Below are 24,716 nucleotides of genomic sequence, written 5' to 3' on the forward strand. Positions count from 1 at the left end.
CTAGACGAAGTGAGGGATAATTACTCACTTCGTGATTTGATTCCTCCGTTTGGATAAATTTCTAAACGGAGGTCGTTTGTGAAAAACCTGTCTTTCGTTTTCGCCGCTGTTGCTGTTCTGGGACTTAGCTCCTGCAAGTCAAAACCTGTCATTGAAGTTCCGCGTTCGGACGCCCTGTGGAATCTCATCAGCACGCAGTGCCTGCCGTTGCATAAAATCGGTGAAGAAAAAAATCCGTGCATCGAAGTGAACATCGCTCAAGGCGAGGAAAAAGGTTATGTCGTCTTTAAAGACCGTGTGGGGGATTTGCAGTATCTGCTGATGCCGACTGAAAAAATCACCGGCATGGAAAGCCCCGAAATCCGCGCAGCCGATGCGACTAACTATTTTGACCTGGCCTGGAAGGCAAGAAGCTATATGGAAAAAAAGCACGGCTCAGCCATTCCTGTGGAGGCGGTGTCGTTGGCGATCAACTCGCAGTTCGGGCGCAGTCAGAATCAGCTGCATATTCATGTGTCTTGTGTGAAACCTTTGGTGCAGCAGCACTTGCAGGAACAGTCCGCGAAATTGAAAAACGGCTGGAGTCTGTTGCCACAGCCTTTGCTGGGTCATAAGTATTATGCCCGCAAGGTCAGTGAAAAAGAGCTGGAAAAAGGCAACGCCTTCCAAATGCTGGCCGATGGTGTTCCAGGTGCCAAAGATCACAGCGGTGAGTTTGGATTGGGTCTGGTGGCAGTGAAAGACAAAAAAAAGGGCCATAGTTTGATTTTGCTCACAAGTCGTTTTGAGCGTGGCACAAACAATTACGGCTCAGTCGAAGAAATTCAAGATCACTCTTGCCCTCAATTGGCCCATTGATTATGGAAATTTAAGTGTTGCAGCGCTTCGGAAAAAGGTACCTGGTACCTTTTGTCGCACTGGTTTATGTCTTTTACCCGAAAAGAACAGCTGGCCCTTTGAGTTTGTTAGTATGGGGCCATGTTGAAAGTGTTACTGACTTTAGTTCTGGCCATTTCTTTGCGGGCTCGCGCCGATGACTATTCGGAAGTCCCGATGCCTCCGCCGTTGCCGGAGCCGCAAGAGCCTCTGTATCTGAATCCAACCATCTATTATAAACCGATCATCAAGTTTGATGTGGACAAGTGTCAGGATGAGGTCCGGGTTGAAATGCTTTCTCCGGATGATAAAGTGTTGACCCGTCTTTGTTCCGCGGACTTCAACAACTGTGTCATGCAAGGGGCCTGTTATGTTCACGATGAGGACGGTCGTTTCCGTTCCTTTAATTACTATGCTCGCGGAGCCGACAACATCCCTCGCTTTAAAGAAGTCGACATGCGCAAGTGCCCTTATGGCTATGGCGTACGCAATGTGTGCCTTGACCCGTACTATACGGTCGCGGCGGATTTAAGTATTTATAAAATTGGCGATGTGATTTATGTGCCCAGGCTGGATGGGGCCGTGATGCCAAATGGTGTGACCCACGATGGGTTCTTTGTTGTGCGCGATGCCGGTGGAGCCATCAAAGGCCCCACCCGTTTTGATTTTTATACCGGCTTCACCAAACCCTATGCCAAAGAAAACACATTCAACCGCATGGGCTTTGCCAATATCAAAAACAGCTTCCCTTTCCGCATGGCGACGCCGGAGGAAGCTCAAGCCGCCCGAGGACGCACGGGTTATCCGGGTCTTCGCAGCATTATAATCATTCCTCCGCGCAGATAACTAGGGGCCGATGTCCTCTTCCAGATTGGCGCAGGAGATTTCGGTGTCTGTTTTCCAACCCATCAGTTTTTTCACCTGACCGATGACCGAGATGGACGTCAGGCTGCCGTCTTTGTTCAAACCCAGTTCAGCGGCACCCCGAGTTGTCAGCCCGCCGTTCTGGTTCTTGGCACATTCCATTTTCAAGCCCTTGGCAGTTTCGGTGACCTGCACATCATCACAGAAAGCGGCGATATCGCCAGTGGATCTGTCATGCAAGATGCCGACAAAGGCGCGTTGTCCGGCAACTTCAATATCATAAGTGGTGCCGTTGGTGCGGGACTCTTCAATCACCGTGCAACCATCCGCATTTGTGTAGACACGCATTTCCGTGTCTGCCTGAGCTTGAGCGCCAGCCATCAACAGTGCAACCATCAAAATCTTTTTCATAAATACCTCTCTTTTTAAAAATTCCAATTTCCAATTTCTAATTTCTAATTTCTAATTTCTAAATTCCAGTGAATCCAAGCGGGACTCAAAATAGTCGATGACCATCTGAGTGCTGCCGTGGGACTTCAGCCCCTGGATCCTGTCTGCGATCTCCTGCAGGGAAAAATCCGCGTTTGTCGGCTTCCCATTCAGGAAGCGTTCTTCCAACTCTTTTTCTGCTCTATCCAATGCCGTTTGAATTTCCTGTTCCCAGACACTCAAGCCCCCATGGGCTTTCATGTAGGACTCCAAGGTCTGACAACGATAAGCCATTTCCACCAGACGGCAATCCTGGGGCTCGATCCCCAGCTTTTTGCATTCACGTCCGTTGGAAGAGCGATACTTATTGAAGATATGCTCGGTGTTTTGCACTTCGTAAGGGGCTTGCGGCATCACACCGTTTTTGGTGAAGCCCATACCCGAACCCAATTGAGTGTAACCATGCACTTCAGAGGCGAAAGCCGCTGGCAGCACCCGGCCATTGCGGTTCACGCGGCGAAGGGCGATGATGTCACCCGTTTGCGCTTCAGCGCGGGAAACCGGGGTGCATAGCGGGGATTCAAGCACATTGGCAAATTCGCTGGCGACGGTGTGGTGAATGCCTCGGGAAATCCCAGCCAGGTAGGTGGCTGAATTCCAGCAGTTCGGTCCTTCCAGCTGCGCCGAACGCCCTTCCAGCTTCTGCATTTTTCCTTTAAGCAAAGCTGCTTTCAAATCGGCATAGCCGCCGGACTTGATCGGTGCCGGTGTTTTGGTCTTTTGCGCGGTTTCAATAAAGAGCTGACGGACTTCCGCGGCTTTAAGATGCGGAAGTTCAGTCCAAAGCTGAACAATCAGATTCACCATGTATGGTGTCGCCATGGAAGTGCCGGAGTGTTCAATCAGTCCGCCTCCCAAAGACGCGGCGTTGACTTTCACTCCTGGAGCCAGAATGTCGACATTGTCCAATCCGAAATTGCTGAAGTCGGCCATCGTCGCATTTTCAGCAGTGACCTCTTCGATGGTGGCTGCGTTCAGAGCGCCCACTTTCAACACGTTGGGATGAGTGAAACTTGCCGGGTACTGGCGGTTCTTGCTGAGATCCAGATCCTGACCGGCGTTGCCCGAGGCGACCACGAACAGAGTTTCCGGATTTTCTTCGATCATTGTTTTATAGGCACGAATCCCATCACGCAGACCCAGCATGTCTTTGTTGTCTGCGGGGAAGCCCAGACTCATGTTCACCAGACGGATTTTGTGCTGTTTGATAAAGGCGGACATTTTTTTGATATAGTCCGCGCGGGTGTAGTCCCCCGCAAAACCCACCAGACCCACATTGTTCAGTCCTTTGGTGGCGATGTGAGCGACATGTGTTCCATGGGAAAGGGGACGGTGGTCCTTTTGCAGTCCGCTGGTGGATTCCGTAGGCAGACCAATATCACGAACCTGATCCCATCCAAAATTATCGTCCACCCAGCCGTTGCCGTCGTTATCAATTCCATCGACAGGGTCCGCCGGATTGTTCCACCATTTCGTCACCAGTTCGCTGTGATTATAGTCAAAGCCGGAATCAATGATGGCGATGACGAACTTGTCAGGATTTTCGCGCTGGGCTTTGAGAATCTTGATTTCCTCCGGGGACTTGCCGGATTCCTTCAGCGATTTTATCAGGTCATACTTTTCATACAGGCTGAATTCGGCCACGGTTTTTCCGGAAGTGTCCTTTTCGATAAAGGCATAGGGCTTTTCTTCTGTGCCTTTATAATAAAGGTACACGGAAGAGATCAGCTGTTCGTTTTTGTCCAGATAGTCTTTCTGAATTTCACGGAAGGGTTCTGTTTGTTCATTCCAGCCCACGTACTCCAGCTTGAAGGGCGCATCTTTGGTGAAGTGCCACTTGCGAATCAGCCGGGATTTTTCATTCTGGGTGTTATTGGAATCCAGACCTGTCCATTCCTCGCGGGTTTGTACAAGGCCATAACTTTCTTTTTCAACCGAAAGGTCGGTGACGATGACACGACCAGGTGCGGGATAGGTAAAGCGGGTCCAGCCGGTGAAAACACCATCGATGTCGAAATAGCGGCGCTCCACCAGTCGGGTGTCCTGATAGTATGATTCGCGGGAAACAACCCCGTTGTCGAACTTTTCCTTTTCCACTTTCATTGCTGCAAAAGCAGTCGAATGTCCCAGAATGAGACAAAACAGCAAAGCTTTCAGCAGCGGGCGGAAAATCATCATGGATCCCTTCCTTGTATATATGGAAGGGATAGCAACGAGGGTGCCAGCAGGTGGCGGGAAAAGTGGGGGATCTGACTGCTGCGGCTGTGTTTAAGCCACAGACAGTCTGGTGACGATTATTTGTATGTGCCGGGGCGAGACCGTTAGGCCAGAGCTTTTTTGATATCGTCGGCGATGTCCTTGGGCTCATCCTTTGGAGCAAAACGTTTTAATACGGCTCCGTCTTTGCCCACCAGGAACTTGGTGAAATTCCATTTGATCATCTCTGTTCCCAGCAGGCCCGGAGCTTCCTCTTTCAGCCACTGGTAAAGGGGATCCGCGTTGCCGCCGTTCACATCGACTTTGCCCATCACCGGGAAGGACACTCCGTAATTCAATTCACAGAACTGCTGGATTTCTTCATTGGAGCCCGGCTCTTGGGCGCCAAACTGGTTGCAGGGGAATCCAAGAATGACCAGACCGTTGTCTTTGTTCTGCTGATACAGTTCTTCAAGGCCCTTGTATTGAGGCGTGTAGCCACATTTGCTCGCGACGTTCACAACCAACACAACTTTGTCCCGGTATTGATCCAGGGACACCGGCTGGCCATTGGCGGCTTTGACGGTGAAATCATAAAGATGCTTTTTCATTGGGAACCTCCTCAAAGGGGCTGCGTGTGTATGACTGCTGATCTCATTCTGAGACAGAAGGGGGCATCTAATCAAGATTATGGTTTGTTAAATTAATTTGAGAACTGGGAACATTAAAACATGAGAATATATTGTGAGGTACTATAGGAACAATGTGGAGGGGCCGAAAAGAATACCATGGGGAACCGGTACTTTGGGTTAATATCCCTCTTTTTTTCGGCATTTATGTTCAGCGCGCCGGCGACTGCGGATACGTTTTTAGGCTGTGCGGAATGGTGCCGGTCCATGTACCTGCCCAAGTCCGGGCAGGCGGATCAATCCCAAATCAGACGCTATGACATGTGCGTGGTGCAGACTCAGAACGAAGGCCGCTGCGGTGGCACACCTCGTTCTTCCGGTACGACGACCCGGCCGACCCAGCGTCAGCAGGAACCTGCTCAATCTTCCAACTATAATCCTGAACCGGGAACAGTTCCGTGCGGTGGCCGGTGTCCTTTCAGCGAATGCGTCGATGTGAATGGCAGCGGTCGCGACTATCAATGCCGTATGGATATCATCAATGGAACAACCCAGACCGGTGGAAATGACTGTACGTCGCAGTACACGGAATTGCTGAATGAATGTTCCAACGCTGTTCAAGAGACATCCCACACTTGTGATGAAAAAAATGACTCCGGCATGTCTGGCGTTGCCAACACGGCTTCGCAGCTGGGGCTGATGCTGGGGCAGCAGACCTCCGGAAGCATTCAGTCCGCGTGTTCGCAGATGGCCAGTTTCTCTGCGGCAGCCAATGCGGCGGTGGCAGCCTATCGTTTGAATTGTAATAGTGCTTTGGGAACCTGCCGTTCCACTTGCAGCAGGCTGGTTGAGTTCGTTCAGAACAACCCGACCTGCACCATTCAGGGGTTCCAGGGAACTGCCGGACAAAATGCGATGTTATTGCAAAATGCTGAATCCAAGGCCGAACGCTGCGACCAGTTTGAAAGCAAGGTGCAAGAGGCGACTCAAGCCATCAACAACGTGGCAGGCACCATGCGAAATGCAGCCAGTTGCGCGGCAGCCACGTCCGGCGACAGTGCCCCACTTCCAGAAATCTGTAAAACCAATCCGAACCTTCCGGGATGTGTTGCCACGGGCCCGATGGATTGCACCAAGCCTGAACTTGCGGGCACCAAAGTCTGCGTGTGTTCGAAGAATCCAACCGATCCCATTTGTATGTCTGAAAACAGCAGTGGTGGATCCACGTTCCTGAGCAGCACCAACCCAGGGGCGCGCTTGAATACTTCCGGCGTTGATTTGCCGGGTGGTGATTTGCCATCTTTGCCGGGCATTGAGCATGGCAAACGAGGCGCTGGTGGTGCCGGTGAAGCTGTCGACGGAAAAATGGGTGGCGGTGCAGGCATTTCCAGTTTAGGTGGCGGCGGAGGCGGTGGTGCTGCCGGGGCCGGCGAAGGTGGCGGAGCCGAGGGCGAAGACGGTGGTCACGCGGTGAATGCCGGATTCTATGGCGGCGGTGGATCCTTTGGTGGATACGGTGGCGGCAGCGGTGAAGGCCGGGTCGGACAAGGTCAGGCAAATCAAGGCGGAGTCGCCGGCAAAAATGGTTCGCCGGATCTGCGCCAGTTCCTGCCTGGTGGAAAGTACGATCCAAAAGCCCGCGGCGTTGCGGGCACCGGAGGACCTGACGGTATTACGGGGCCCCATTCAAATATCTGGAAGAAAATTCAGAATCGTTATCAGGTTCTGGCTCCGACGTTGATTCCATAATCTCACTCTGAGACTTCGTTATACTTTGGTAAAGTTCCCATTTGGAATTACCGAACAGTTTATTTATGGGAATGAGATCTTTTCTATCAATCAGCATGTTGTTCGCGCTTTCGATAAGTCTCTTCTCTGTGGAGGCCGAGGCTCGCCGGTGCAGGGCTCAGTGTGCCCAGGGCTACACCTGTTTTATGCCGGATCCGACGGATCCCAATGGTCGCAACGACATGTGTGTGGCCTCCAACCAGGTCAGCAACACAGATTGTGTTTCGCAGTACAACCAGCTTGCTGAGCAGTGCCGTGCGCAGGTTACTGACACCACTTATACTTGTGATGAAAAGAATGACTCGGGCATGAGTGGTATTGCCAATTCAGCCTCCCAGCTTAGTTTGATGTTCGGTCAGCAGACCGCGGGAAGCATTCAGGCAGCGTGTTCAAAAATGGCTTCCTTCAGTTCGGCGGCGAATGCAGCAGTGGCGGCATACCGTTTGACCTGTCAATCCTCGATCACCAGCTGCCATTCGGCCTGTGATCAGGTTGTCGAATATGTCAGCAGCAATTCAGCTTGTTTGGATGCGGCAGGTGGCGCCGGGTCTTCGGCTCAGATGAGATCCTCTGCAGAAAGTGCGGCCGGGCGCTGCAATGACTTCGATGCGAAGGTGGCGGAAGCCAATCAGGCGATCAATAATTTCGCGGGCACCATGCAGAACGCGGCCCAGTGTGCATCTTTGACTTCCGGTGACAGCACGGCTTTGCCAGAGCTGTGCAAAGCCAATCCTTCTTTGCCAGGCTGTGAAGGCGTGGCGGCGGTGGATTGTACAAATCCCGCGATGTCGGGAAATAAAGTCTGTGTGTGTGCGAAGAATCCTTCCGATCCTGTTTGTATGAGTGAAAAAAGCTCTGCGGGTTCCACTTTTATCAGCAGCACCAATCCGGGTTCTCGCCTTTCAACTAATGGCGCGGACCTTTCCGGTGGCGATCTGCCAAGTCTTCCTTCCATTCTTCCGGGCAAACCAGGTTCTGGTGGTGCCGGTGAAGCTGTCGACGGAAAACAAGGCGGCGGCGCAGGCATTTCCAGCATGGGTGGCGGCGGCGGAGGCGGGGCTTCCGGTGGCGCTGCAGGCGAAGAGGGCCTTGAAGACGGTGTTCAGGTGAATGCCGGATTCTATGGTGGTGGCGGATCCTTTGGGGGTTCCGGCATGGGCAGTGGTGGTGGTGAGCGCGGAGCTGCCGGCATGGCTGGTGCGGCGGGCGCAGCCAAAGGCAAGGGGGCGCCGGATCTGCGCCAGTTCCTGCCTGGTGGTAAGTTCGATCCCAAATCCCGCGGTCTTGCTGGCAACGGCGGACCGGATGGAATTACGGGGCCTCATTCCAATATCTGGCTGAAAATTCAGAACAGATACCAGGTATTGAGTCCGACTTTGATGCCTTAGTCTTAAATTGAGACGATTCTCTACCTTGGTAAAGTTCTCATGTTGAAATGCCGATCAGGCTTCCATGAGATTCAGTGCATTGCTCGCGATAAAATCTTTATTCATATTTCCATTTTTCTTATTCGCGAATGACGCGAAAGCGGCGGCGACGTGCACGCCCGCCTGCCCCGGTGGATCCAGCTGCTTCATTAATGAATCGGGACAGGCTCAGTGCACGCCCAATGACAGCTTCATGGGACCGCCAGCGCCCGCAAGAAATGGCATGGTCACGTGCAGCTCCCAACTGGGGCTAATCATGGAACAGTGCCGGGAGCAGATTTCAGAAACATCTTATTCCTGCGACGAAAAAAATGACTCCGGCATGAGTGGCATTGCCAACACGGCCTCTCAGCTCAGTTTGATGTTCGGTCAGCAGACGGCGGGAAGCATTCAGGCCGCTTGTTCCAAGATGGCCTCTTTCAGTTCGGCCGCCAATGCGGCGGTCGCCGCCTATCGTTTGAATTGTCAGTCTGCCATTACCAGTTGTCGATCAGCCTGTGATCAGGCGGTTGAGTTTGCCCAGCAAAATGCGGCCTGTCTGGATGCCGCCGCCGGAGGCACAGGTATCAGCCGTCAAGCTGTGGCTTCGGCTGAAAATTCAGCGAAACGCTGCAATGACTTTGACTCTAAAGTTCAAGAAGCCAATCAGGCGATCAACAACTTCGCGGGCACTATGCAGAACGCGGCTCAGTGTGCATCTTTGACTTCCGGTGACAGCACGGCTTTGCCTGAGCTGTGCAAAGCCAATCCTTCTTTGCCAGGCTGTGAAGGCGTGGCGGCGGTGGATTGTACAAATCCCGCGATGTCGGGAAATAAAGTCTGTGTGTGCGCAAAGAATCCCTCAGACCCTGTGTGTATGAGTGAAAAAAATTCTGCGGGTTCTACGTTCGTCAGCAGCACCAATCCGGGTTCTCGCCTTTCAACTAATGGCGCGGACCTTTCCGGTGGCGACTTGCCAAGTCTTCCTTCCATTCTTCCGGGCAAACCAGGTTCTGGTGGTGCCGGTGAAGCTGTCGACGGAAAACAAGGCGGCGGCGCAGGCATTTCCAGCATGGGTGGCGGCGGCGGAGGCGGGGCTTCCGGTGGCGCTGCAGGCGAAGAGGGCCTTGAAGACGGTGTTCAGGTGAATGCCGGATTCTATGGCGGTGGTGGCTCCTTTGGGGGTTCCGGCTATGGTGGTGGCAGTGGTGAGCGCAATGCCGCAGGCATGGCGGGCGCAGCTGGTGCTGCCAAAGGCAAAGGTGGACCTGATTTAAGCAAGTTCCTTCCCGGTGGACAGTATGATCCGAAGTTGCGTGGCTTGGCAGGCAGCGGAGGCCCGGATGGAATCACCGGACCGCATTCCAACATCTGGCAGAAGATTCAAAACCGCTATCGCGTGATGAGTCCGACTCTTCTGCCTTAAATCAAAAATCAAATCAAAGGATGAAGGCACTCGATGACCTGCTTGCGCAGGGGGGCTTCGACAAGAACGGTCAGGCTCATGGCGCTGATCAGGATCTTTTGGGTTTCCAGATTTTTTCCCGTCAAAGTATTCAAAACCTTTTGAGTCATTTCCGGTGACGTCGCGCCCGTGCATGTCAGGGTGACAGTGGAATAGTCGGTTGGCAGCAAGGTGAAGTCCGGATGTTTTTCCAGCTCTTTTTTCACGGCAAACATGATCTCTTGCGGGCCGGTCAAAAAGATTTCGGTTTTATCCAGGCTGGTTTCACAGCTAAGCAGCTGCGGGAAGGCAATCTGGTTCTTGTCCAAAAGATTCTGCAACCCCTGAAGGGCCTTGGCCGGATTTTTTTCGCGGCAGTGAATGCCCAACACCAGTTCGTGAGAGTTCAAAGAAAGAGCTTTGCAGGATTCAAACATATTCAATCCTTTTTTTACGATGGTTCCGTCAGAGGTTTTGCTGGAGGCCGGGCCGATATAAAGGGTCACATCACGCATCTTCGCAAGTTCCACCGAGCGATAGTGCAGAACTTTGGCGCCCCAGAAAGTCATCTCCATCAATTGATCGTAATTCAGTTCACTTAAAGGGCGCGCGGATTTCACGATGTTCGGGTCGGCGGTAAAGACCGCGGGAACATCTTTCAGAATTTCGCAGCGCTCGGCATTGAAGGCCGCCGCCATCGCAACAGCCGAAGTGTCCGAACCGCCACGTCCCAGAGTGGTGATTTCCTTGGTGACCGGGGACACGCCCTGGAAACCGGCCAGAATCACCACGCGGTTGTTTTTCAAGGCCTCATCAAGGCGCATGGGTTTGACGTCTTTGATAAACGCATTGACGTGGGAATCATCAGTGAAAATCCCGGCCTGACTGCCGGTGAAGCTGATCGCAGGACAGCCCAGGTCGTTCAAGGCCATACTGACCAGGGACATGCTGATGCGCTCACCTACGGTCAGCAGCATGTCCATTTCGCGGCGTTGAGGATGACTGGAAACCTGGTTGGCAAGGTCGATCAGGGAATTGGTGGTTTTACCCATGGCACTGACCACCACAATCAGAGAATTTTCTTTCGACTGGGCGGCAATGCGCGACGAAACAGATTTGATCTTTTCAGGATCTGCTAAAGTGGCGCCGCCGTATTTCTGAACAATCAGGGGTTTCATTCCAAAGCAACTTTCCGAGAGTGCTGATAGACGTAAGTGGAAACCATTCTTCCAGCCCCTTTCGGAACGCGAATGAAGTGTTTCTCAATCTGACGAGGAATGTATCCCAAGTACAGCTCGGCGTTCAAATCTTTTAATGCTTTTCTGGTGACTCCCAAATGATCCGCCAAAGGTTCCAGGTCGGTGCCACCAGGCACAAGTACGACGTCGTATTCCAATGGGTCCATTTTTTCCAGATCGCGGAAGCCATAAAGGTTCGGCGCTTTGGCAATCAACATGGCCGCGAGGATCTTGGGAACGTAATCTTGGGTTTCTTGAGGAAGAGCATCCAATTTGATGAGTGCCCAGTAATCTTTGGTACCATATTTTTTGATGCGACGGCGCAGACCATTTTCACCCATGTTGTAGCTTGCGGCCACCAGGTACCAAGAGCCGAATTCGGAATGCAGATCCTTCAGGTAACGAATGGCCGCCAAAGTGGACTTCTTCAAATCCCGGCGCTCATCCAGCCACCAGCTTTTGCTCAGGCCGTAACGAGTCCCTGTGGATTCGATAAACTGCCAAGGGCCCACGGCATCAGCCGTACTGATGGCGTTCGGTGCAAAACCACTTTCGATCATCACCATATAAGCAAGATCCGATGGCAGACCCGCACGTTTCAGTTCTTCCTGAATGAAAGGCATGTACTTGTACGAGCGTTGCATCCAGGTGCGGAACCACTTGTTGCCGCTTCCCTGGAAGTAGGCGATCCACTGACTGACTTTTTTATTGTAGGTGACGGGCAGATCAAAGATCAGATTGTCGGATTGAACGTGGGTGGACTTGGCTGTGAGGGCTTTTAATTTTTCTTTCAGGCTGAGCGCCTGATTCACTGGAGCAGGGGATGCCGTGGTCGCTGCGGTAGCCGGGGTTGCTGATGCCACAGAAGCCGCGCCAGCTCCAGTGCTCAGTTGAATGATGCCAATAAAAAGAAGTGCAACCCACGTACTCATAGAATCAATTATGAAGCCGATTCTTTGACACTGTCGACAAAGATCTGACAATTCCCTGGCACCATCGACGAAGGTCAATGCAGCGGCCAAATCGAAAAAAACTTGAGCCCAGATTTTTTTTCCTGAACAAAGGTCTGGCTTGGAACCTTTTTCCCAGACCAAGATCCGTCCTGTCAAAAGATGGCACACGCCTTGCTGCTCAACAATGTGGAGGGGTTTTCATGGCGATAAAAGGGGTCTACACAGCACTCAGTGGGGCGATGGCTCAAAGTACAAAGCTGGATACGATCGCCAATAATTTGGCGAACGTGAACACACCTGCGTTCAAACGTGACCAGCAGCTCTTCCAGGAATATCTGACGGCCAACGAAAAGATGCCAGAGACCACGCAGATCCCGCGCGATGTGGCGGCGATTGAAAGCTTCTATAACATGCAAGGCGGCGACAAGTCGTATGTCGACACCAAAGGTACTTTCACTGACTTTTCTCAAGGTGGTTTGAAACCGACAGGCAACAGTCTGGATGTGGCTATTGATGGCAAAGGTTTCTTTGAAATCGCCACTCCGGGCGGCGTGAAGCTGACTCGTTCCGGTAATTTTACATTGGATGGCAGCGGACAGCTGGTTACCAAAGAAGGTTATCCTGTTCTTCGTCAGGGTGAAGCCGGTTCCGATCCTGCCGGCCGGGTGATTCGTTTTACGGGCAATGGTGCTGTGGCTATCGCCGATAATGGCGATGTGTACGAAGGCACTGAAAATCTGGGCAAACTGTCATTGGTGAACGTAAACAATCCCGATTCACTGCAAAAGACCGGCAGCTCTCTTTATACATTCAAACCCAATATCGCTCCAGACATGCAGAATATTGCAAACCCAAGTTTGAAACAGGGGTTCCTGGAAACTTCGAACGTCAACATCGTTCAGGAGATGACAGACATGATTTCCACCAATCGTGTCTTTGAAAGCACACAAAAGGCCATCAGTGCTTACGATCAGATGGCCGACAAAATGATCAATGTGGTGGGAAAAACAAATTAGCCTTCGCTTGGGCTACGGCTTAACGGGCTAGTTAATTAAATTAGAAGCTAACGGAAGGATTCGTGAATGCTTAAGAGTTTGAACACAGCAGCTACAGGGATGGCGGCACAACAGACCAACATGGATGTTATCGCCAATAATATCGCTAACGTTTCAACGGCTGGCTTTAAAAGATCCCGCGCTGAGTTTGAAGACCTCATGTACCAGACCCAAAAGGAGCCAGGGACGGCTTCGGGTCTGAATGCTTATTCTCCAAATGGAGTGCAGGTCGGTTTGGGTGTGCGTACAGCAGGCGTGCAAAAGGATTTTGCCGGCGGCCAGGCGCAGATCACCAAGAATCCTCTGGATCTGCAAATTGAAGGTTCCGGTTTCTTCCAGGTGCTGACGGCGGATGGTGAAACAGCGTATACCCGTGACGGCGCCTTCAAAAAAGATCCTAACGGACGTCTGGTCGACAAAAACGGAAATACCCTGCAGCCGGAAATCACCGTGCCGGCCAACGTTTCCGGTATCGAGGTGGCACCCACAGGCGAAGTGCGTGTGATCACGGGTCTGAATGATGTACCTCAGACGATTGGTCAAATTGATGTGGTGAACTTTGTGAATCCGGCGGGCTTGAAAGCCATGGGTAAGAATCTGTTCACGCAGACTCCGTCCAGCGGTCAGGCGATTGCCTCCCGTCCGGGTCTGAATGGCACAGGCTATCTGGCACAAGGGCAGCTGGAATCCAGCAACGTGAACATTGTGGATGAGATGGTCAATATGATCACTGCCCAGCGTGCGATGGAAACCAACTCCAAAGTGATGCAGGCGTCCGATCAGATGCTTCAAGCCATTAACAATCTGAGATAATTGATGAAGAAGATTTTCTTGCTCGCATTTCTGGTAAGTCTTCAGGCCTTCGCTAGGCCTGAGATCTCTATTCCTTCCAGTGTGGAGATTTCCCAGCGTGAGCTTTTGCGTCTGGGTGACATTGCGACCGTCACGGGCGGCACCGAAGAGCTGGTGAATGCTCTGGATGCTGTGGTTCTGCGCGAGGACTGCCGGGAATTGTTGTTAAGCCAGCATTTGAATTCCAGCGAAATTCTGGTGAAGATGCGTGCGGCATTGAACAGTCAGGAAAATCTGCGTCGTCTGAATCCTCAATTCAAGGTGCCTTCCCAGGTGCAGGTGACTTTTGCTGCCACGCCGGTGTCGCGCCAGGAAGTTGAGAGAAAAGTTCATAATATTCTAAAAGCGCGCTGCAATGAGTGTGAATATCAGATCAGCATCCAAAGCACGCCACGTCCGGCGTCAAAGCTGTGGGATCTTGATTTCACTCAGCTTTCCGCCAAGGGCGGCTTTTTGCTGCCACTTCGCGATGGCGATCAGCGCCAGATCAAATGGATTTCCGGCACAATTCGCGTTTCAAAATTAACCCCTGTAACGACCCGTTTGATCTTACAAGGAGAGAGAGTTCAAGCAGATGACCTGCGCATGTCCATGACGGACGTGACTTTTGCCAAGGATGGCAGTTTGCGCATGGAGGATATCCAGGGTCAGATGGCAGCTCGCTCACTTCCCGTTGGAAGCACCGTATGGGCTTCTGATCTCAAACGTGAACCGGCAGCTAAGAAGGGACAGATCGTTAAAGCTTTGCTTGGCGATGACAGTTTCGAGATCTCCGTCAACATGATGGCGGAGGACAGTGGCTTTGTTGGGGATCTTATCAAGGTAAAAAATCTGGAAACCCAAAAAGTTCTGTCCGGTCTGGTCACTGAAAAAGGTGTGGTGAAGTTGCAATGATGAAGATGATTTCTTCTTTCTCAGTTTTGGTTTTGATGGTGTTCACTGCAGGTTGCGCAACCATGCAGGATTTCATGGCGTCTTTGGACGGCCCGAAAGAGGCACCGGCGCTGAAGGATATCAACACGGCGCCAAGATATTCTGACAACCAGAACATGGGTGTGCCGACGGATCGTCAGTACAAACGCATGACGAAAAACCGCATGGAAGAAGAATCCGACCTGGGCGCCAACGCCGGATCCATGTGGGTGATGGAAGGCCAGGGGGCTTACCTGTTTGCGCAAAACAAAATGCGCAAAGAAGGGGACCTGTTGAATGTGACCTTGGATGGTCCGGCCAAAAAACAGGTCGACACCAAAGTGTCAGTGATCAAAAAACTTTTGAAGCAGCTGGAAGAGCAGCAGCAACAGCAGTTGAACAACTCTTTGGTGCAAAATGGGGATGAGGCCTCCCGTGCCCCGGCTTCGGCCGAAGCGGCAAAAAAACCGGAACCTGCCAAAGTGGAGGAAAAGGATGACGGCGCCGCTGATGTGGCGAACATCCCAACCCGTATCGTTGAAAAAATGGCCGATGGCAACTATCGCATCAAAGGTCAGCAGCCGTTCATGATCGGCAAGCGTGAATACAAAGTCATCGTGACGGGGTTGATCCGTCCGGAGGACTTCAATGATGCGGGCATCAACTCGGATAAACTTCTGGATCCACAGTACGATGTGGTTTCTTTAAGAAAGACAAAGAGCAATGAATAAAATCACAAACTTTCTGATTCTTTCCGCTGTCTTGTTTTTCTCTTTGATCGAATCGGCCAACGCCGCCCGCTTGAAGGACATCGCCAGCATTCGTGGCGTGCGTGAAAATCAGCTGATTGGCTACGGCATCGTCGTGGGCCTTAAAGGCACCGGCGATGGCAAGAATGAATTTATGAGCAAGAGCATGGTGCGTATGCTCGACAAGCTGGGAATGAAACTTGATAACGTCGATTTTGCCAGCAAAAACGTGGCGGCGGTGATCGTGACGGCGACCATGCCGGCATTCGGTAAAGCCGGAAATCCGATTGACATCAATGTCAGTGCAATCGGTGAAGCGTCTTCCTTGCAGGGGGGGACTCTGCTGCAGACCCCTTTGCGCGCTGCCAATGAGCAGGTGTTTGCCGTGGCTCAGGGAAGTATCGTGATTGGTGGTGATGGCAAAGATTCACACACCACTGCGGGCCGTATCCCGAATGGAGCGACGATTGAACGTGATATGACAGCGGATTTTTCTTCAAGAAAGATGTACCGCCTGACTTTGATCAATCCGGATTTCACGACGGCAGCGCGCTCTGTGCTGACCATCAATAAAGAGCTGGGGGGTCACTATGCTTCAGCAAAGGATTCCGGCACGATTGATATCATCACACCGTTTGCATATGAGAATCGCGGTGTGGAGCTTTTGGCGACGATTGAATCTATTGAGATCAATCCCGACATGAAAGCGCGTGTTGTGGTGAATGAAAAAACAGGAACGATTGTTATCGGTGACAAAGTGAAGATCTCACGCGTTGCTATCTCACACGGAGCACTGTCGGTGAAAGTGGGCGATGGCAAAAAAGGTGCGGAAGAAAAAGTGGCGGTTCTCGACAGTGGTGTCAGCGTCGGTGAACTGGTCCAGGCACTTAACAAGCTGGGAGTCTCGCCGAAGGACCTGATTACAATACTTCAGTCCATAAAATCAGCTGGAGCTTTGCACGGGGAACTCGAAGTTTTATGAGATTTCTGTTTCAGAATGACACAGCATTTAATACAATCAAAGTTATAGTTTCAGACACATGGACGTGTTTGAAACGCGGGGAGGGTGAGAAAGAGATCGCGAACCATGGAAGGTCAAGAGTCAAAAGTTTCTCGCAGGAAACAGGAGCAATAGGTCAGCAGAGATCACGGAGTGATCAACACGAGCCGAAGCTACACTCTCAGAATCGAGTGCAGGATGCACATGATTCTCCGACTCTAACTCCCCTTTTTTTCTCTTTCAAAAAAGGTACATCCGTACCTTTTTCTTTTTTGATCTAGGAGTCTCGCAATGAGCGATGTGGGATCCGGCGGTTTTAAACCCCTTGGCAATCGTATGATGGGGCGGCCTGAACAAAAGGCGCCCGAGCAGAAGCTGCGCGAAGTTTCTGATATGTACGAAAAACATTTCCTGCGGGAGATGATGAAAGCCATGCGTTCCACCGTCAAAGAAGGCGGCTTCATTCAGTCCAATCAGGCTGAAAAAATTTTCCGTGAACAGCTTGATGACCAGTATGTAGAAAAGTGGGGCGAGCGCGGCGGTATCGGTTTGTCCAACATGATCTATGATCAGCTGATGAACAAGTTCGGTGTGGCCATGGGTGTGCGTGCACCTGTCACAAAGCCTGTTGGACCTTTGGCCATGGATGAAAAAAGCAACCTGGCTTTGAAGCCGTTCCAGCACCCGGGAAAGAAGCAGGCCCTGTCTTACCGATTCGACACTGAATCGGCCCCAGGAGCGGCTTCCGAGGTGAAGGCTCCCTGGGATGGCGTGCTTCTTGGCAAGCGCAGTTTGGCCGATGACCAGACCCTGGTCGAGATCGGTCACGACAATGGTCTAAAGAGTCAGATGGTTTTCAAAGGCGGACTGTCAAAAGTTTCGACAGGGGAAAAACTGCAAGCTGGCGACACCCTTGGGTTTTTGAGTCCAGAGGCGAAATCACTGTACTGGACGATTGAACCCCAGAGTGAACCTAGACCAGAAACTGTCTCAGAATGATTTGGTGTAATTGTCCCATTGTGATACTATGAACAGAATAGAAGAGTGTGTTTTTACACTCTTGACGGAGGAGGATCTCGATGAAGATCACGCACAATAAAGTCGGTCAAAATTTGAATCTTACTGATTCTTCCAGAGCTGACAACGCCGCTGGTATCAAAGGCAAAGCGGACAATATCGGCGCGGCGAAAGCTGATGTTCTGACTTCCTCCAATCTTGGCGAATCTTCTCGCGTGGAACTTTCTCCTCGTGCACAAGAAGCAAAACGCATCAAGGAACTTGCATTGGCAACTCCGGATGTTGATGAAGCTAAAGTTGCAAAATTCCGTGCCTTGATTGACGAAGGCAAATACAAAGTTGACGCCAAAGCCATCGCCGACAAAATGGTCGACGAACATTTGGAATTTTAGTCGCCGCCTCAGCGGGCAGAGCTGAAGCGCGCACAGCGCGCGTAAGCTGAAGCAGCTCAACTCCAGCGAAGCCGGAGTTTAAAAAAAGCTGCCTCGAACATAAATCTTAACCGCCCACGGCGGCATCAAGGATGATGAAGATGATGGATGCAACAGTCGAAAGAGCGTTTCACAAGTTAGAATCTAATCTCGAAGAACTTACCAAAATCTACCGTTCACTGCTGGATATCGTTCGCAAAGAAAAAGAAATTCTTTTGAAGGCGGATCGTGAAGCATTGGATGAAAGCAACAAACTGAAAGAAGAGTTGCTGTTCAAACTGCGCGCTCAGGATTCCCTGCGTTCCCGTTATGCGATGGAACTGGCGACTTTGATTGGTGCGGATGTTGAAAATCCACGTTTGCTGGAGCTTGCACAGAAACTTGCAGGCACTCCAGCCGCAGACCGTTTGCGCACGCAGCCCGCGGCGCTGGACATTTTGATCAAACGCATCCCTGAAATTAACAAAGATAACGAAGAATACACAAAGTCCGCTCTGTTGACATTGAACGGCGCTTTGAACAATATCAAAGAGCACGCTTTCCGGCAAGAAAACTTACGGAGGCAAAGGCCAGGTAAAACAAGGCCCACAAGTCGCAGGCAACTTCGTATCTAAGGAAGCTTAAGGGGCGCGAGCCCGCAGAGTCCCGGCTTGACCGGGCAGAGCACCCGCGGAAGCGGGCAGAGCCGAAGGGGCGGAGCCCCGCAGGCTGAAGCAGTAAACGGAACCCACCGGAGATGAGGATAGGATGTCTAAAATCTCGGCTATGATGGATACGGGCAAGCGCTCTCTGATGAACTCTCAGACAGCGTTGCAAACGGTCGGTCATAACATCGCCAACAAATCGACTGAAGGTTTCTCTCGCCAGAGAGTGGAGCTTCAGACGAACACGCCTATCACTGAAGGAAATCTTCAGATCGGTATGGGTGCCCGGGCAGGGGTCGTTACCCGTGTTAACAATCCATGGCTTGAAAAACAAATCCAGCGCGAAGGCATGAGCATGGGTTTCCAGGATTCCCGTGCGGATGCTCTGAGCCGTGTAGAGCAGATTTACAATGAACAAAACAACAAGGGTTTGAATCAGTACATGACTGATTTCTTCAACTCTTTCCGTGAACTTTCCAACAACCCTGAAAGTCTGGCTTCCCGTACGATGGTGCGTGAATCCTCTGTGGCGCTGACCAAAGATTTCGGTCGCGTGGTGGGTCAGTTGAAGGCGGTTCAGGAGGACCTTGACGGTCAGATCAAAACGACCGTCGAAGAGGTCAATCAGTTGTCCAAAGAGATCGCCTCCCTGAATGAAAAGGTTCAGATGGTTGAGGTGCAGGGCACCCCTGCCAATGACGAGCGGGACCGCCGTGATCTTTTGCTGAAAAAACTGGGCGAAAAAATCGACATTTCCTGGGCCGAAGGCAGAGACGGCATGGTGACGGTGACTGCGGGTCGTACAGCGATTCTGGTTTCCGGTATCGGCTCTTCTGAATTGAAAGCCCGTCAGACGGATGCTCGGGACCGTGTGGAAGTTTTCTTTGAGGGCAGTGGCTCTACTTCCGCGAATATCACAGAGCAAATCACCGGGGGCCGCATTGGTGGTGCTCTGGATGTGCGTGACAAGGTGATTGAGGATCTTTTGGGTCATGTTGATAACATGGCCTACACTTTGGCTAAAGAGGTCAATACCGCTCACATCGAGGGTTTTGATAAAAGCGGCCGTAATGGTGTTTTGTTCTTTGATATGCCAGATCAGGTCAAAGGGGCCGCATCGGTTATCGGTCTGAATAAGACCGTCTTTAACGATGTGGGAAGAATCGCGACGGGAGCCCAGCCGGGTGCTGCCGGTGATAACACCGTGGCCAACGTGATCTCGGCTTTGCAATATCGCCAGGTGATGGATGGTGGCACCTCCACATTGGATGATTACTATAGCACGCAGGTGGGTCAGATCGGTGCGGTGACCCAGCGGGCGGTGAAGGCCCAGGAGTCACAAAAGAATGTGATCTCCCAGCTGACCAATATTCGTGAAAGCATCAGCGGCGTCAGCCTTGATGAAGAAACCACGAAGATGATTGAATTCCAGAAGACTTACGATGCGTCAGCGCGTTTGATCAAAACCGCCGACGAAATGTTTGATACAGTACTGAATCTAAAACGGATGTAGCCGCCCTAGCGGGCAGAGCTGAAGCGGCGGCAGCCGCGTAAGCTGAAGCAGATAAGGAATAGATGAGAATCGCGGATAAGATGTCTTTCAATCAGGTGAACCAGAATCTGACCAAGAACCGGTCGGATATGGCTGATTTGCAGAATCAGGCTGCGACTCAAAAGCGTATCAACAAGCCGTCAGATGATCCTTTGGCTTCCGCGCGTGTTCTGACGGCAAGAACCGAAGAGCGCGGCAACACTCAGTTCATTAAAAACATCAATAACGCCCGAAGCTTCCTGGAGTTTTCGGATCAGTCCCTGAGCGAGCTGACCGAGATCCTGGTGCGTGCGAAAGAACTGGCCGTCAGTCAGTCGAATGATGCCAGCGGTAACGAAGAAAGCCGTATGGTCACGGCCAGTGAGATCGAGCAGATCTACAATCAGTCCATCCAGATCGGGAACCGCAAACTGGGTGAAAGATATATTTTCGGGGGTCAGAAGACCCAGACAACGCCATTCAACCAGTCCGGCGAGTACTTTGGTAACGATTCGGACATGAAGATTCAGACCCAGAAGGACTCTTTCGTGGCGATGAACCTTCCGGGCAGCAAAGTGTTCCTGGGCCGTGGTTTGGGTGGGGACGGGATTGTCCGTGCCCAATACGAAACTCCGACCGATGTTCAGTCCCTGAAGGACTTCCAGAATCAGGAAGTTGAGCGTCAACAGGTCAACGAGGAAGTGGACTCCAACTTCCTGACAACGCGTGGTCCTGCGTCAGAGTCGGGCCGCCAAAGCCGCGCGGACAGGCAAGATCCGGTCACGGGCTCTGTGGGCGTGAATTTGTTCTCGACGCTTAAGAATTTGGAAATTTCCCTGAAAACCAATGATAAAGCGGGGGTTCAGGAGTCCTTGGATACCCTGGATCAGGCTATTTCCCAGGTGGTTTTGGCTCGCTCCGAGGTTGGGTCCAGAATTATGGCCGTCAATAACACCAACGATTCCCTGCAAAAGGCCGTGGTGGACAATAAAGTAACGGCTTCCCAGCTGGAAGATGCCGATGCTTTCCAGGTTATTTCCGACATCAACAAGACCGATAGCACCCTGAAAGCGACCCTCGAAACGTCCGGTAAGCTTATTCAGCCAAGCCTTCTTGACTTTCTAAGATAAAAATAATACCTACAGTTCCGCTTAAAACTACCGATAACGACTGCAGCAAAAGGAGTTGTCATGCTGGTTCTCACACGGAAGTTGGGTGAAAGCATCGCTATCGATGACCACATCAAAATCAGAGTAGTTCAAATTAAAGGTAAACAGGTCCGCCTAGGTATCGAAGCGCCCAAAGACACTAAAATCCACCGTGAAGAAGTGTACGTTGCGATCCAGGATCAAAATCAGCAGTCTGCTACCACAGATGCCGATAAGACACGTAATATCGCTAAGTTGTTGAAACCATAGTAGGTTTTAAATACTTGTGAGCAAAAAGGCCTAGGGCAGAGATGCCGGGCCTTTTTTCGTTTCTAAAGACGGGGGCGTTTTGCCAACGTTAGGGACGTCTTTCTCTTTGTAGTGGCCGCTGTCAGCCTGAAGCGCCCAGTCAATTCTACTAGATTTTAATTGAGTCTCCCTAGATTTAGGTCCAGATTTATACATGTATTCACCATCATAGCGCCTTGGTGTGTCTAAAATAAGGGTGAATCCTGAGTACCTTTTGGGAGGATGAATGATCATTTCAACATCGCGATTCGGCCAAGTTGAGCTGAAACAGGAAGATGTTCTGACTTTCACCGAAGGCCTGTTGGGCTTCGCTGATTTGCGCAAGTTCGTTCTTCTTGACGATCCGAATGATGAAATCTTCGCTTGGTTGCAGAGCTGCGAAGCGCCTGCAATTGCCTTCCCGGTTCTTGAGCCTGAATTGTTCGCTCCTCAGTACAAAGCAACCCTGACCAAAGGGGACATGGAAGCTTTGAAACTGACGGCTCAGGACAAAGCCCGCTACTTCTCTATCGTGACTATCCCGGATGATCCTACTTTGATGACTGCGAACCTGAAAGCTCCAGTCGTTGTGAACATTGAAGCCCGTACGGCTCGTCAGTGTGTTCTTCAGGATAACAACCTGGCTATCCGCGAGCCTATCTTCACCAAGCTGCAACAGCGTGTGGTGCAGAACCCGGCTGTCGCTATCAAAAATCAATCCACCGGCATCGATGTGGCAACCAAGCTGCATGTTGTTCGCGACGCTGAACTTTAATTTTTAAAGATTCAGAAAAAGAAAAAGGAGCCCCCGAGGCTCCTTTTTTTATTTGTGCCTGCAGGGTTATTCCAAAGCTGTCAGTTCGGCGTTTTTTTCGATCAATGAAGATTCCAGCCGGCGGACTTCCTGCTGCTGGCGATCGAGGGTCCTTTGCGCCTGCTGCACCTGACGGCGCAGAGAAAATTCGTTGGTGGTGGATTCATAGATATTTTCCTGCAGGGATTGGATCTGCGAACGCATGATGGCGATTTCTTCCTGCAGGTCGTTGCGGTTGTCGTTCAGATCCGACAGGGCTTGCTCGCGGGCCTGTTGCACTTCCTGAGGGCCTTGCAGGGCCTGGGAAGACAAGAGCACTTTTTCATTTTGCATCAGCTCCAGCTGTTGCTGTTGCTGCGAGAGCAGGTTGCCCAGCTCCTCCAGGCGGGTCTGGCGCGCGGTCAGATCGTTGGTGTTTTCCTGCCAGTTGATAAGTTCACTCTGGGTCTGTCGTATCAGGTTTTCCTGAATGCGGATGTTTTCATCAATTTGCGCGCGGGCCACCTGTGCCTGACTGCTTTGCAGGCGCAAGGCCTCATCCGCGCGGCGATTAATGTCTTCAGCCAGCCTGTCATAAGAATTTAATTCGCTCATGAAACTTTGCAGCTCCATGCTGCTGTTTTGCAACTCCAGCGAAAAGGTGTCGGCGGAGGGAGCCTGGCTTTCCTCTTGTTGTCGCGCCCGCAGGCTTTCCAGGGCCTGGCGGGACTGCTCCAGGGTGGTGTTGGCTTCCAATAGCTTTTGTTGCAGGGTCAGCGCTTCCTGGCGCAGACGGGCTTTGGTGGCGGCGACGGCACGGTTTTCTTGCGGAGGTGCCATCACGACAGGGATCGAGGCGGGGCGACGGACGCGGGTCCGCTCGGCTTGTTCAACCAAAGCGTCTTGTGTGGTTTTGATTCCGTGATAGGAAAAGTAGAGCCAGATGGATGCGCCGATAATCACGGCCAGACCCAGCAGGAAAAAGTTCTTTCGTGTCATGAGGCCCCTTGAACAGGCTAAGTTTCAAGGCGGGAAGGCTCAATCAATTGCCGCGGAATTTGCGGCGGAACAAGTCGGAACTTTGCGCGGGCACAGGGCCCGCGGTCTTTAGGCCTGCTCCAGCTGTGGCAGGGACTTTTCGGTCTTGGCCCCCAGACGTTTCAAGTCTTCGACCTGATCGATCAGGTTGCCACGGCCTTCGGAGACTTTTTTGATCACGTCTTCGTGGGCTTTTTGGGCGGCACCCAGTTTTTCACCCAGATGCTGAAGGTCTTTCAAAAGACCTGCGAACTTTTCGTAAAGCAGTCCACCGCGTTTGGCAATTTCCAAGGCGTTCTTTTCCTGGCGATCCTGTTTCCACAAAGCCGCCACAGTTCTGAGTGTCGCCAGCAAAGTGGTCGGGCTGACGATCGCAACATTTCTTTCCCAAGCGTACTGGAAGATTTCCGGCTTCAGCTTGAAGGCCAGTGCAAACGCAGGTTCCAAAGGCATGAACAGGATCACAAAGTCCGGAGAAATCAGCTTGTCAGCCGCGTGGTACTTCTTTTCAGAAAGACCGTCGATGTGTTTTTTCAGGGAATCAATGTGCAGTTTGCCCAGACGTTCCTGCTCTTCAGCGGTTTCTGCGGAAGAATACTGCTCGTAGGCAATCAACGTCATTTTGGAATCGACGATCAGATGCTTTTCATCCGGCAGGTTCACGATCACATCCGGGCGCAGGATCTGACCGTCTTCGCCGCGCAGATCCATGTCGGTGCCCTGGATCACGTACTCTTCACCTTTGCGCAGGCCGGATCTTTCCAGAATGTTTTCCAGAATCAGCTCGCCCCAGTTGCCTTGGGTTTTGACTTCGCCTTTCAGCGCTTTGGTCAGGTTTTGGGTTTCAGCGGACATCACTTTGTTCAGTTCCATCAGCTTGGTCAGTTCACCACGCAAAACACCGCGCTCGGAACGTTCGGTGGAATAGGTTTCTTCCACTTTTTTCTCGAAGTCCTTGATGCGTTCTTTCAGGGGCTCCAGAACAGAGGCGATGTTTTTGTGATTCTGGTCGGTGAATTTGGCGGACTTTTCCTCGAAGATTTTTTGTGCCATCACCTCAAACTGGGTGTTCATGCGCTGGGAAAGCTCTTCCTGCTGTTTGCGGGCGTCCACCATCAGGGTTTTTTGTTCCGACAGGCTTTGTGAAAGAAGATCATTTTTCATCTGGGCCGTGGACAGATCGGCTTCCAACTGGGATTTTTCAGAGGCAAACTGCGCTTTCAGCTTGAAATACACCAGCAGTCCGGAAATCACCGCACCGGCAGCAAAAGCCATCAAAGTCATGCCATTCATAAAAACCCCCTTCATTCGGAAAACCTCCTTCTTTTGCCCTTAGAAATTCTTTTGGTCACGCGAAAAGAATCTGATACAAAGA

The 24,716-nt window shown here is 51.6% G+C and carries 25 protein-coding genes; 17 read left to right on the forward strand and 8 right to left on the reverse strand.

Features of this window, described 5'->3' with window-relative positions; genetic code table 11:
* Positions 1 to 78: 78 nt before the first annotated feature.
* Both BD_RS02370 and BD_RS02375 read left to right on the forward strand, forming a co-directional pair.
* The gene (locus tag BD_RS02370) at positions 79 to 858 is read left to right on the forward strand and encodes a CDP-diacylglycerol diphosphatase (protein ID WP_011163097.1); all 780 of its coding nucleotides are present in this window, start codon (positions 79 to 81) and stop codon (positions 856 to 858) included.
* A gap of 120 nt (positions 859 to 978) precedes the next feature.
* Positions 979 to 1,722, forward strand: coding sequence for a 3D domain-containing protein (locus BD_RS02375; protein WP_011163098.1), 744 nt, complete (start codon positions 979 to 981; stop codon positions 1,720 to 1,722).
* On the opposite strand, the gene BD_RS02380 is transcribed toward BD_RS02375, so the two are convergent.
* The 3 genes from BD_RS02380 to BD_RS02390 form a co-directional block, all read right to left on the reverse strand.
* Positions 1,723 to 2,151, reverse strand: coding sequence for a hypothetical protein (locus tag BD_RS02380; protein WP_038450859.1), 429 nt, complete (start codon positions 2,149 to 2,151; stop codon positions 1,723 to 1,725). It lies immediately after the preceding gene.
* A 51-nt stretch (positions 2,152 to 2,202) separates the two neighbouring features.
* On the reverse strand, positions 2,203 to 4,407 hold the full coding sequence (locus BD_RS02385; RefSeq protein ID WP_011163100.1) for a S8 family serine peptidase: 2,205 nt from the start codon (positions 4,405 to 4,407) through the stop codon (positions 2,203 to 2,205).
* A gap of 143 nt (positions 4,408 to 4,550) precedes the next feature.
* Entirely contained in the window at positions 4,551 to 5,036 is a 486-nt protein-coding gene (locus BD_RS02390) for a glutathione peroxidase (RefSeq protein WP_038450861.1), read from the reverse strand.
* Positions 5,037 to 5,261: 225 nt separating this feature from the next.
* On the opposite strand from BD_RS02390, the gene BD_RS02395 reads away from it, so the two are divergent.
* Together BD_RS02395 and BD_RS02400 are read left to right on the forward strand one after the other, a co-directional pair.
* Positions 5,262 to 6,803 carry a hypothetical protein gene (locus tag BD_RS02395; RefSeq protein ID WP_041583444.1) on the forward strand — a complete coding sequence of 514 codons (1,542 nt, stop codon included), beginning with the start codon at positions 5,262 to 5,264 and terminating at the stop codon, positions 6,801 to 6,803.
* Between the two features lie 185 nt (positions 6,804 to 6,988).
* A complete protein-coding gene (locus BD_RS02400; RefSeq protein WP_231839345.1) occupies positions 6,989 to 8,230 on the forward strand; it encodes a hypothetical protein in 1,242 nt (413 codons plus the stop codon).
* Between the two features lie 54 nt (positions 8,231 to 8,284).
* Here the strand turns inward: BD_RS02400 and BD_RS18390 are convergent, their stop codons facing one another.
* Positions 8,285 to 8,419, reverse strand: a complete 135-nt coding sequence (locus BD_RS18390; RefSeq protein ID WP_011163104.1) for a hypothetical protein — start codon at positions 8,417 to 8,419, stop codon at positions 8,285 to 8,287.
* Positions 8,420 to 8,525: 106 nt separating this feature from the next.
* Here BD_RS18390 and BD_RS02405 point away from each other — a divergent pair, with 106 nt between their 5' ends.
* Positions 8,526 to 9,674, forward strand: coding sequence for a hypothetical protein (locus BD_RS02405; RefSeq protein WP_231839261.1), 1,149 nt, complete (start codon positions 8,526 to 8,528; stop codon positions 9,672 to 9,674).
* An 8-nt stretch (positions 9,675 to 9,682) separates the two neighbouring features.
* On the opposite strand, the gene BD_RS02410 is transcribed toward BD_RS02405, so the two are convergent.
* Together BD_RS02410 and BD_RS02415 are read right to left on the reverse strand one after the other, a co-directional pair.
* Complete coding sequence (locus BD_RS02410) at positions 9,683 to 10,870, reverse strand: aspartate kinase (protein ID WP_011163106.1); 1,188 nt, start codon at positions 10,868 to 10,870, stop codon at positions 9,683 to 9,685.
* Complete coding sequence (locus tag BD_RS02415) at positions 10,867 to 11,862, reverse strand: lytic transglycosylase domain-containing protein (protein ID WP_157865635.1); 996 nt, start codon at positions 11,860 to 11,862, stop codon at positions 10,867 to 10,869. Before BD_RS02415 ends, BD_RS02410 begins: the two co-directional genes overlap by 4 nt.
* A gap of 221 nt (positions 11,863 to 12,083) precedes the next feature.
* Between BD_RS02415 and flgF the strand changes: the two genes are divergently transcribed.
* The 12 genes from flgF (at position 12,084) to fliW (ending at position 22,285) form a co-directional block, all read left to right on the forward strand.
* On the forward strand, positions 12,084 to 12,899 hold the full coding sequence (gene flgF / locus BD_RS02420; protein WP_011163108.1) for a flagellar basal-body rod protein FlgF: 816 nt from the start codon (positions 12,084 to 12,086) through the stop codon (positions 12,897 to 12,899).
* A 66-nt stretch (positions 12,900 to 12,965) separates the two neighbouring features.
* Positions 12,966 to 13,751: a flagellar basal-body rod protein FlgG gene (flgG, locus tag BD_RS02425; protein WP_011163109.1), complete on the forward strand. Its 786-nt coding sequence runs from the start codon at positions 12,966 to 12,968 to the stop codon at positions 13,749 to 13,751.
* Positions 13,752 to 13,754: 3 nt separating this feature from the next.
* The gene (flgA, locus tag BD_RS02430; protein ID WP_015089704.1) at positions 13,755 to 14,684 is read left to right on the forward strand and encodes a flagellar basal body P-ring formation chaperone FlgA; all 930 of its coding nucleotides are present in this window, start codon (positions 13,755 to 13,757) and stop codon (positions 14,682 to 14,684) included.
* Positions 14,681 to 15,433 (forward strand): flagellar basal body L-ring protein FlgH, encoded by a 753-nt coding sequence (locus BD_RS02435; RefSeq protein ID WP_011163111.1) that lies wholly within the window; start codon positions 14,681 to 14,683, stop codon positions 15,431 to 15,433. Before flgA ends, BD_RS02435 begins: the two co-directional genes overlap by 4 nt.
* Entirely contained in the window at positions 15,426 to 16,433 is a 1,008-nt protein-coding gene (locus BD_RS02440) for a flagellar basal body P-ring protein FlgI (RefSeq protein ID WP_011163112.1), read from the forward strand. The genes BD_RS02435 and BD_RS02440 overlap by 8 nt, the downstream gene beginning before the upstream one ends.
* 309 nt (positions 16,434 to 16,742) lie before the next feature.
* Positions 16,743 to 17,450 carry a rod-binding protein gene (locus tag BD_RS02450; RefSeq protein WP_011163113.1) on the forward strand — a complete coding sequence of 236 codons (708 nt, stop codon included), beginning with the start codon at positions 16,743 to 16,745 and terminating at the stop codon, positions 17,448 to 17,450.
* Between the two features lie 80 nt (positions 17,451 to 17,530).
* Positions 17,531 to 17,860: a flagellar biosynthesis anti-sigma factor FlgM gene (gene flgM, locus BD_RS02455; protein ID WP_011163114.1), complete on the forward strand. Its 330-nt coding sequence runs from the start codon at positions 17,531 to 17,533 to the stop codon at positions 17,858 to 17,860.
* A gap of 140 nt (positions 17,861 to 18,000) precedes the next feature.
* Entirely contained in the window at positions 18,001 to 18,513 is a 513-nt protein-coding gene (locus BD_RS02460; protein WP_157865636.1) for a flagellar protein FlgN, read from the forward strand.
* 133 nt (positions 18,514 to 18,646) lie between these two features.
* Positions 18,647 to 20,056 carry a flagellar hook-associated protein FlgK gene (gene flgK / locus BD_RS02465; protein ID WP_011163116.1) on the forward strand — a complete coding sequence of 470 codons (1,410 nt, stop codon included), beginning with the start codon at positions 18,647 to 18,649 and terminating at the stop codon, positions 20,054 to 20,056.
* 62 nt (positions 20,057 to 20,118) lie between these two features.
* Entirely contained in the window at positions 20,119 to 21,204 is a 1,086-nt protein-coding gene (gene flgL / locus BD_RS02470; protein ID WP_011163117.1) for a flagellar hook-associated protein FlgL, read from the forward strand.
* 60 nt (positions 21,205 to 21,264) lie between these two features.
* The gene (csrA, locus tag BD_RS02475; RefSeq protein WP_038451346.1) at positions 21,265 to 21,492 is read left to right on the forward strand and encodes a carbon storage regulator CsrA; all 228 of its coding nucleotides are present in this window, start codon (positions 21,265 to 21,267) and stop codon (positions 21,490 to 21,492) included.
* A 265-nt stretch (positions 21,493 to 21,757) separates the two neighbouring features.
* Complete coding sequence (gene fliW / locus BD_RS02480; RefSeq protein WP_011163118.1) at positions 21,758 to 22,285, forward strand: flagellar assembly protein FliW; 528 nt, start codon at positions 21,758 to 21,760, stop codon at positions 22,283 to 22,285.
* A 66-nt stretch (positions 22,286 to 22,351) separates the two neighbouring features.
* Here fliW and BD_RS02485 read toward each other — a convergent pair whose 3' ends face one another.
* Both BD_RS02485 and BD_RS02490 read right to left on the reverse strand, forming a co-directional pair.
* Positions 22,352 to 23,302, reverse strand: coding sequence for a coiled-coil domain-containing protein (locus BD_RS02485; protein WP_011163119.1), 951 nt, complete (start codon positions 23,300 to 23,302; stop codon positions 22,352 to 22,354).
* A gap of 108 nt (positions 23,303 to 23,410) precedes the next feature.
* On the reverse strand, positions 23,411 to 24,649 hold the full coding sequence (locus BD_RS02490) for a DNA recombination protein RmuC (RefSeq protein WP_011163120.1): 1,239 nt from the start codon (positions 24,647 to 24,649) through the stop codon (positions 23,411 to 23,413).
* Positions 24,650 to 24,716 lie beyond the last annotated feature (67 nt).

Origin of the sequence: Bdellovibrio bacteriovorus HD100 (genome assembly GCF_000196175.1) — a bacterium.
GTDB classification, from domain to species: Bacteria; Bdellovibrionota; Bdellovibrionia; order Bdellovibrionales; family Bdellovibrionaceae; genus Bdellovibrio; species Bdellovibrio bacteriovorus.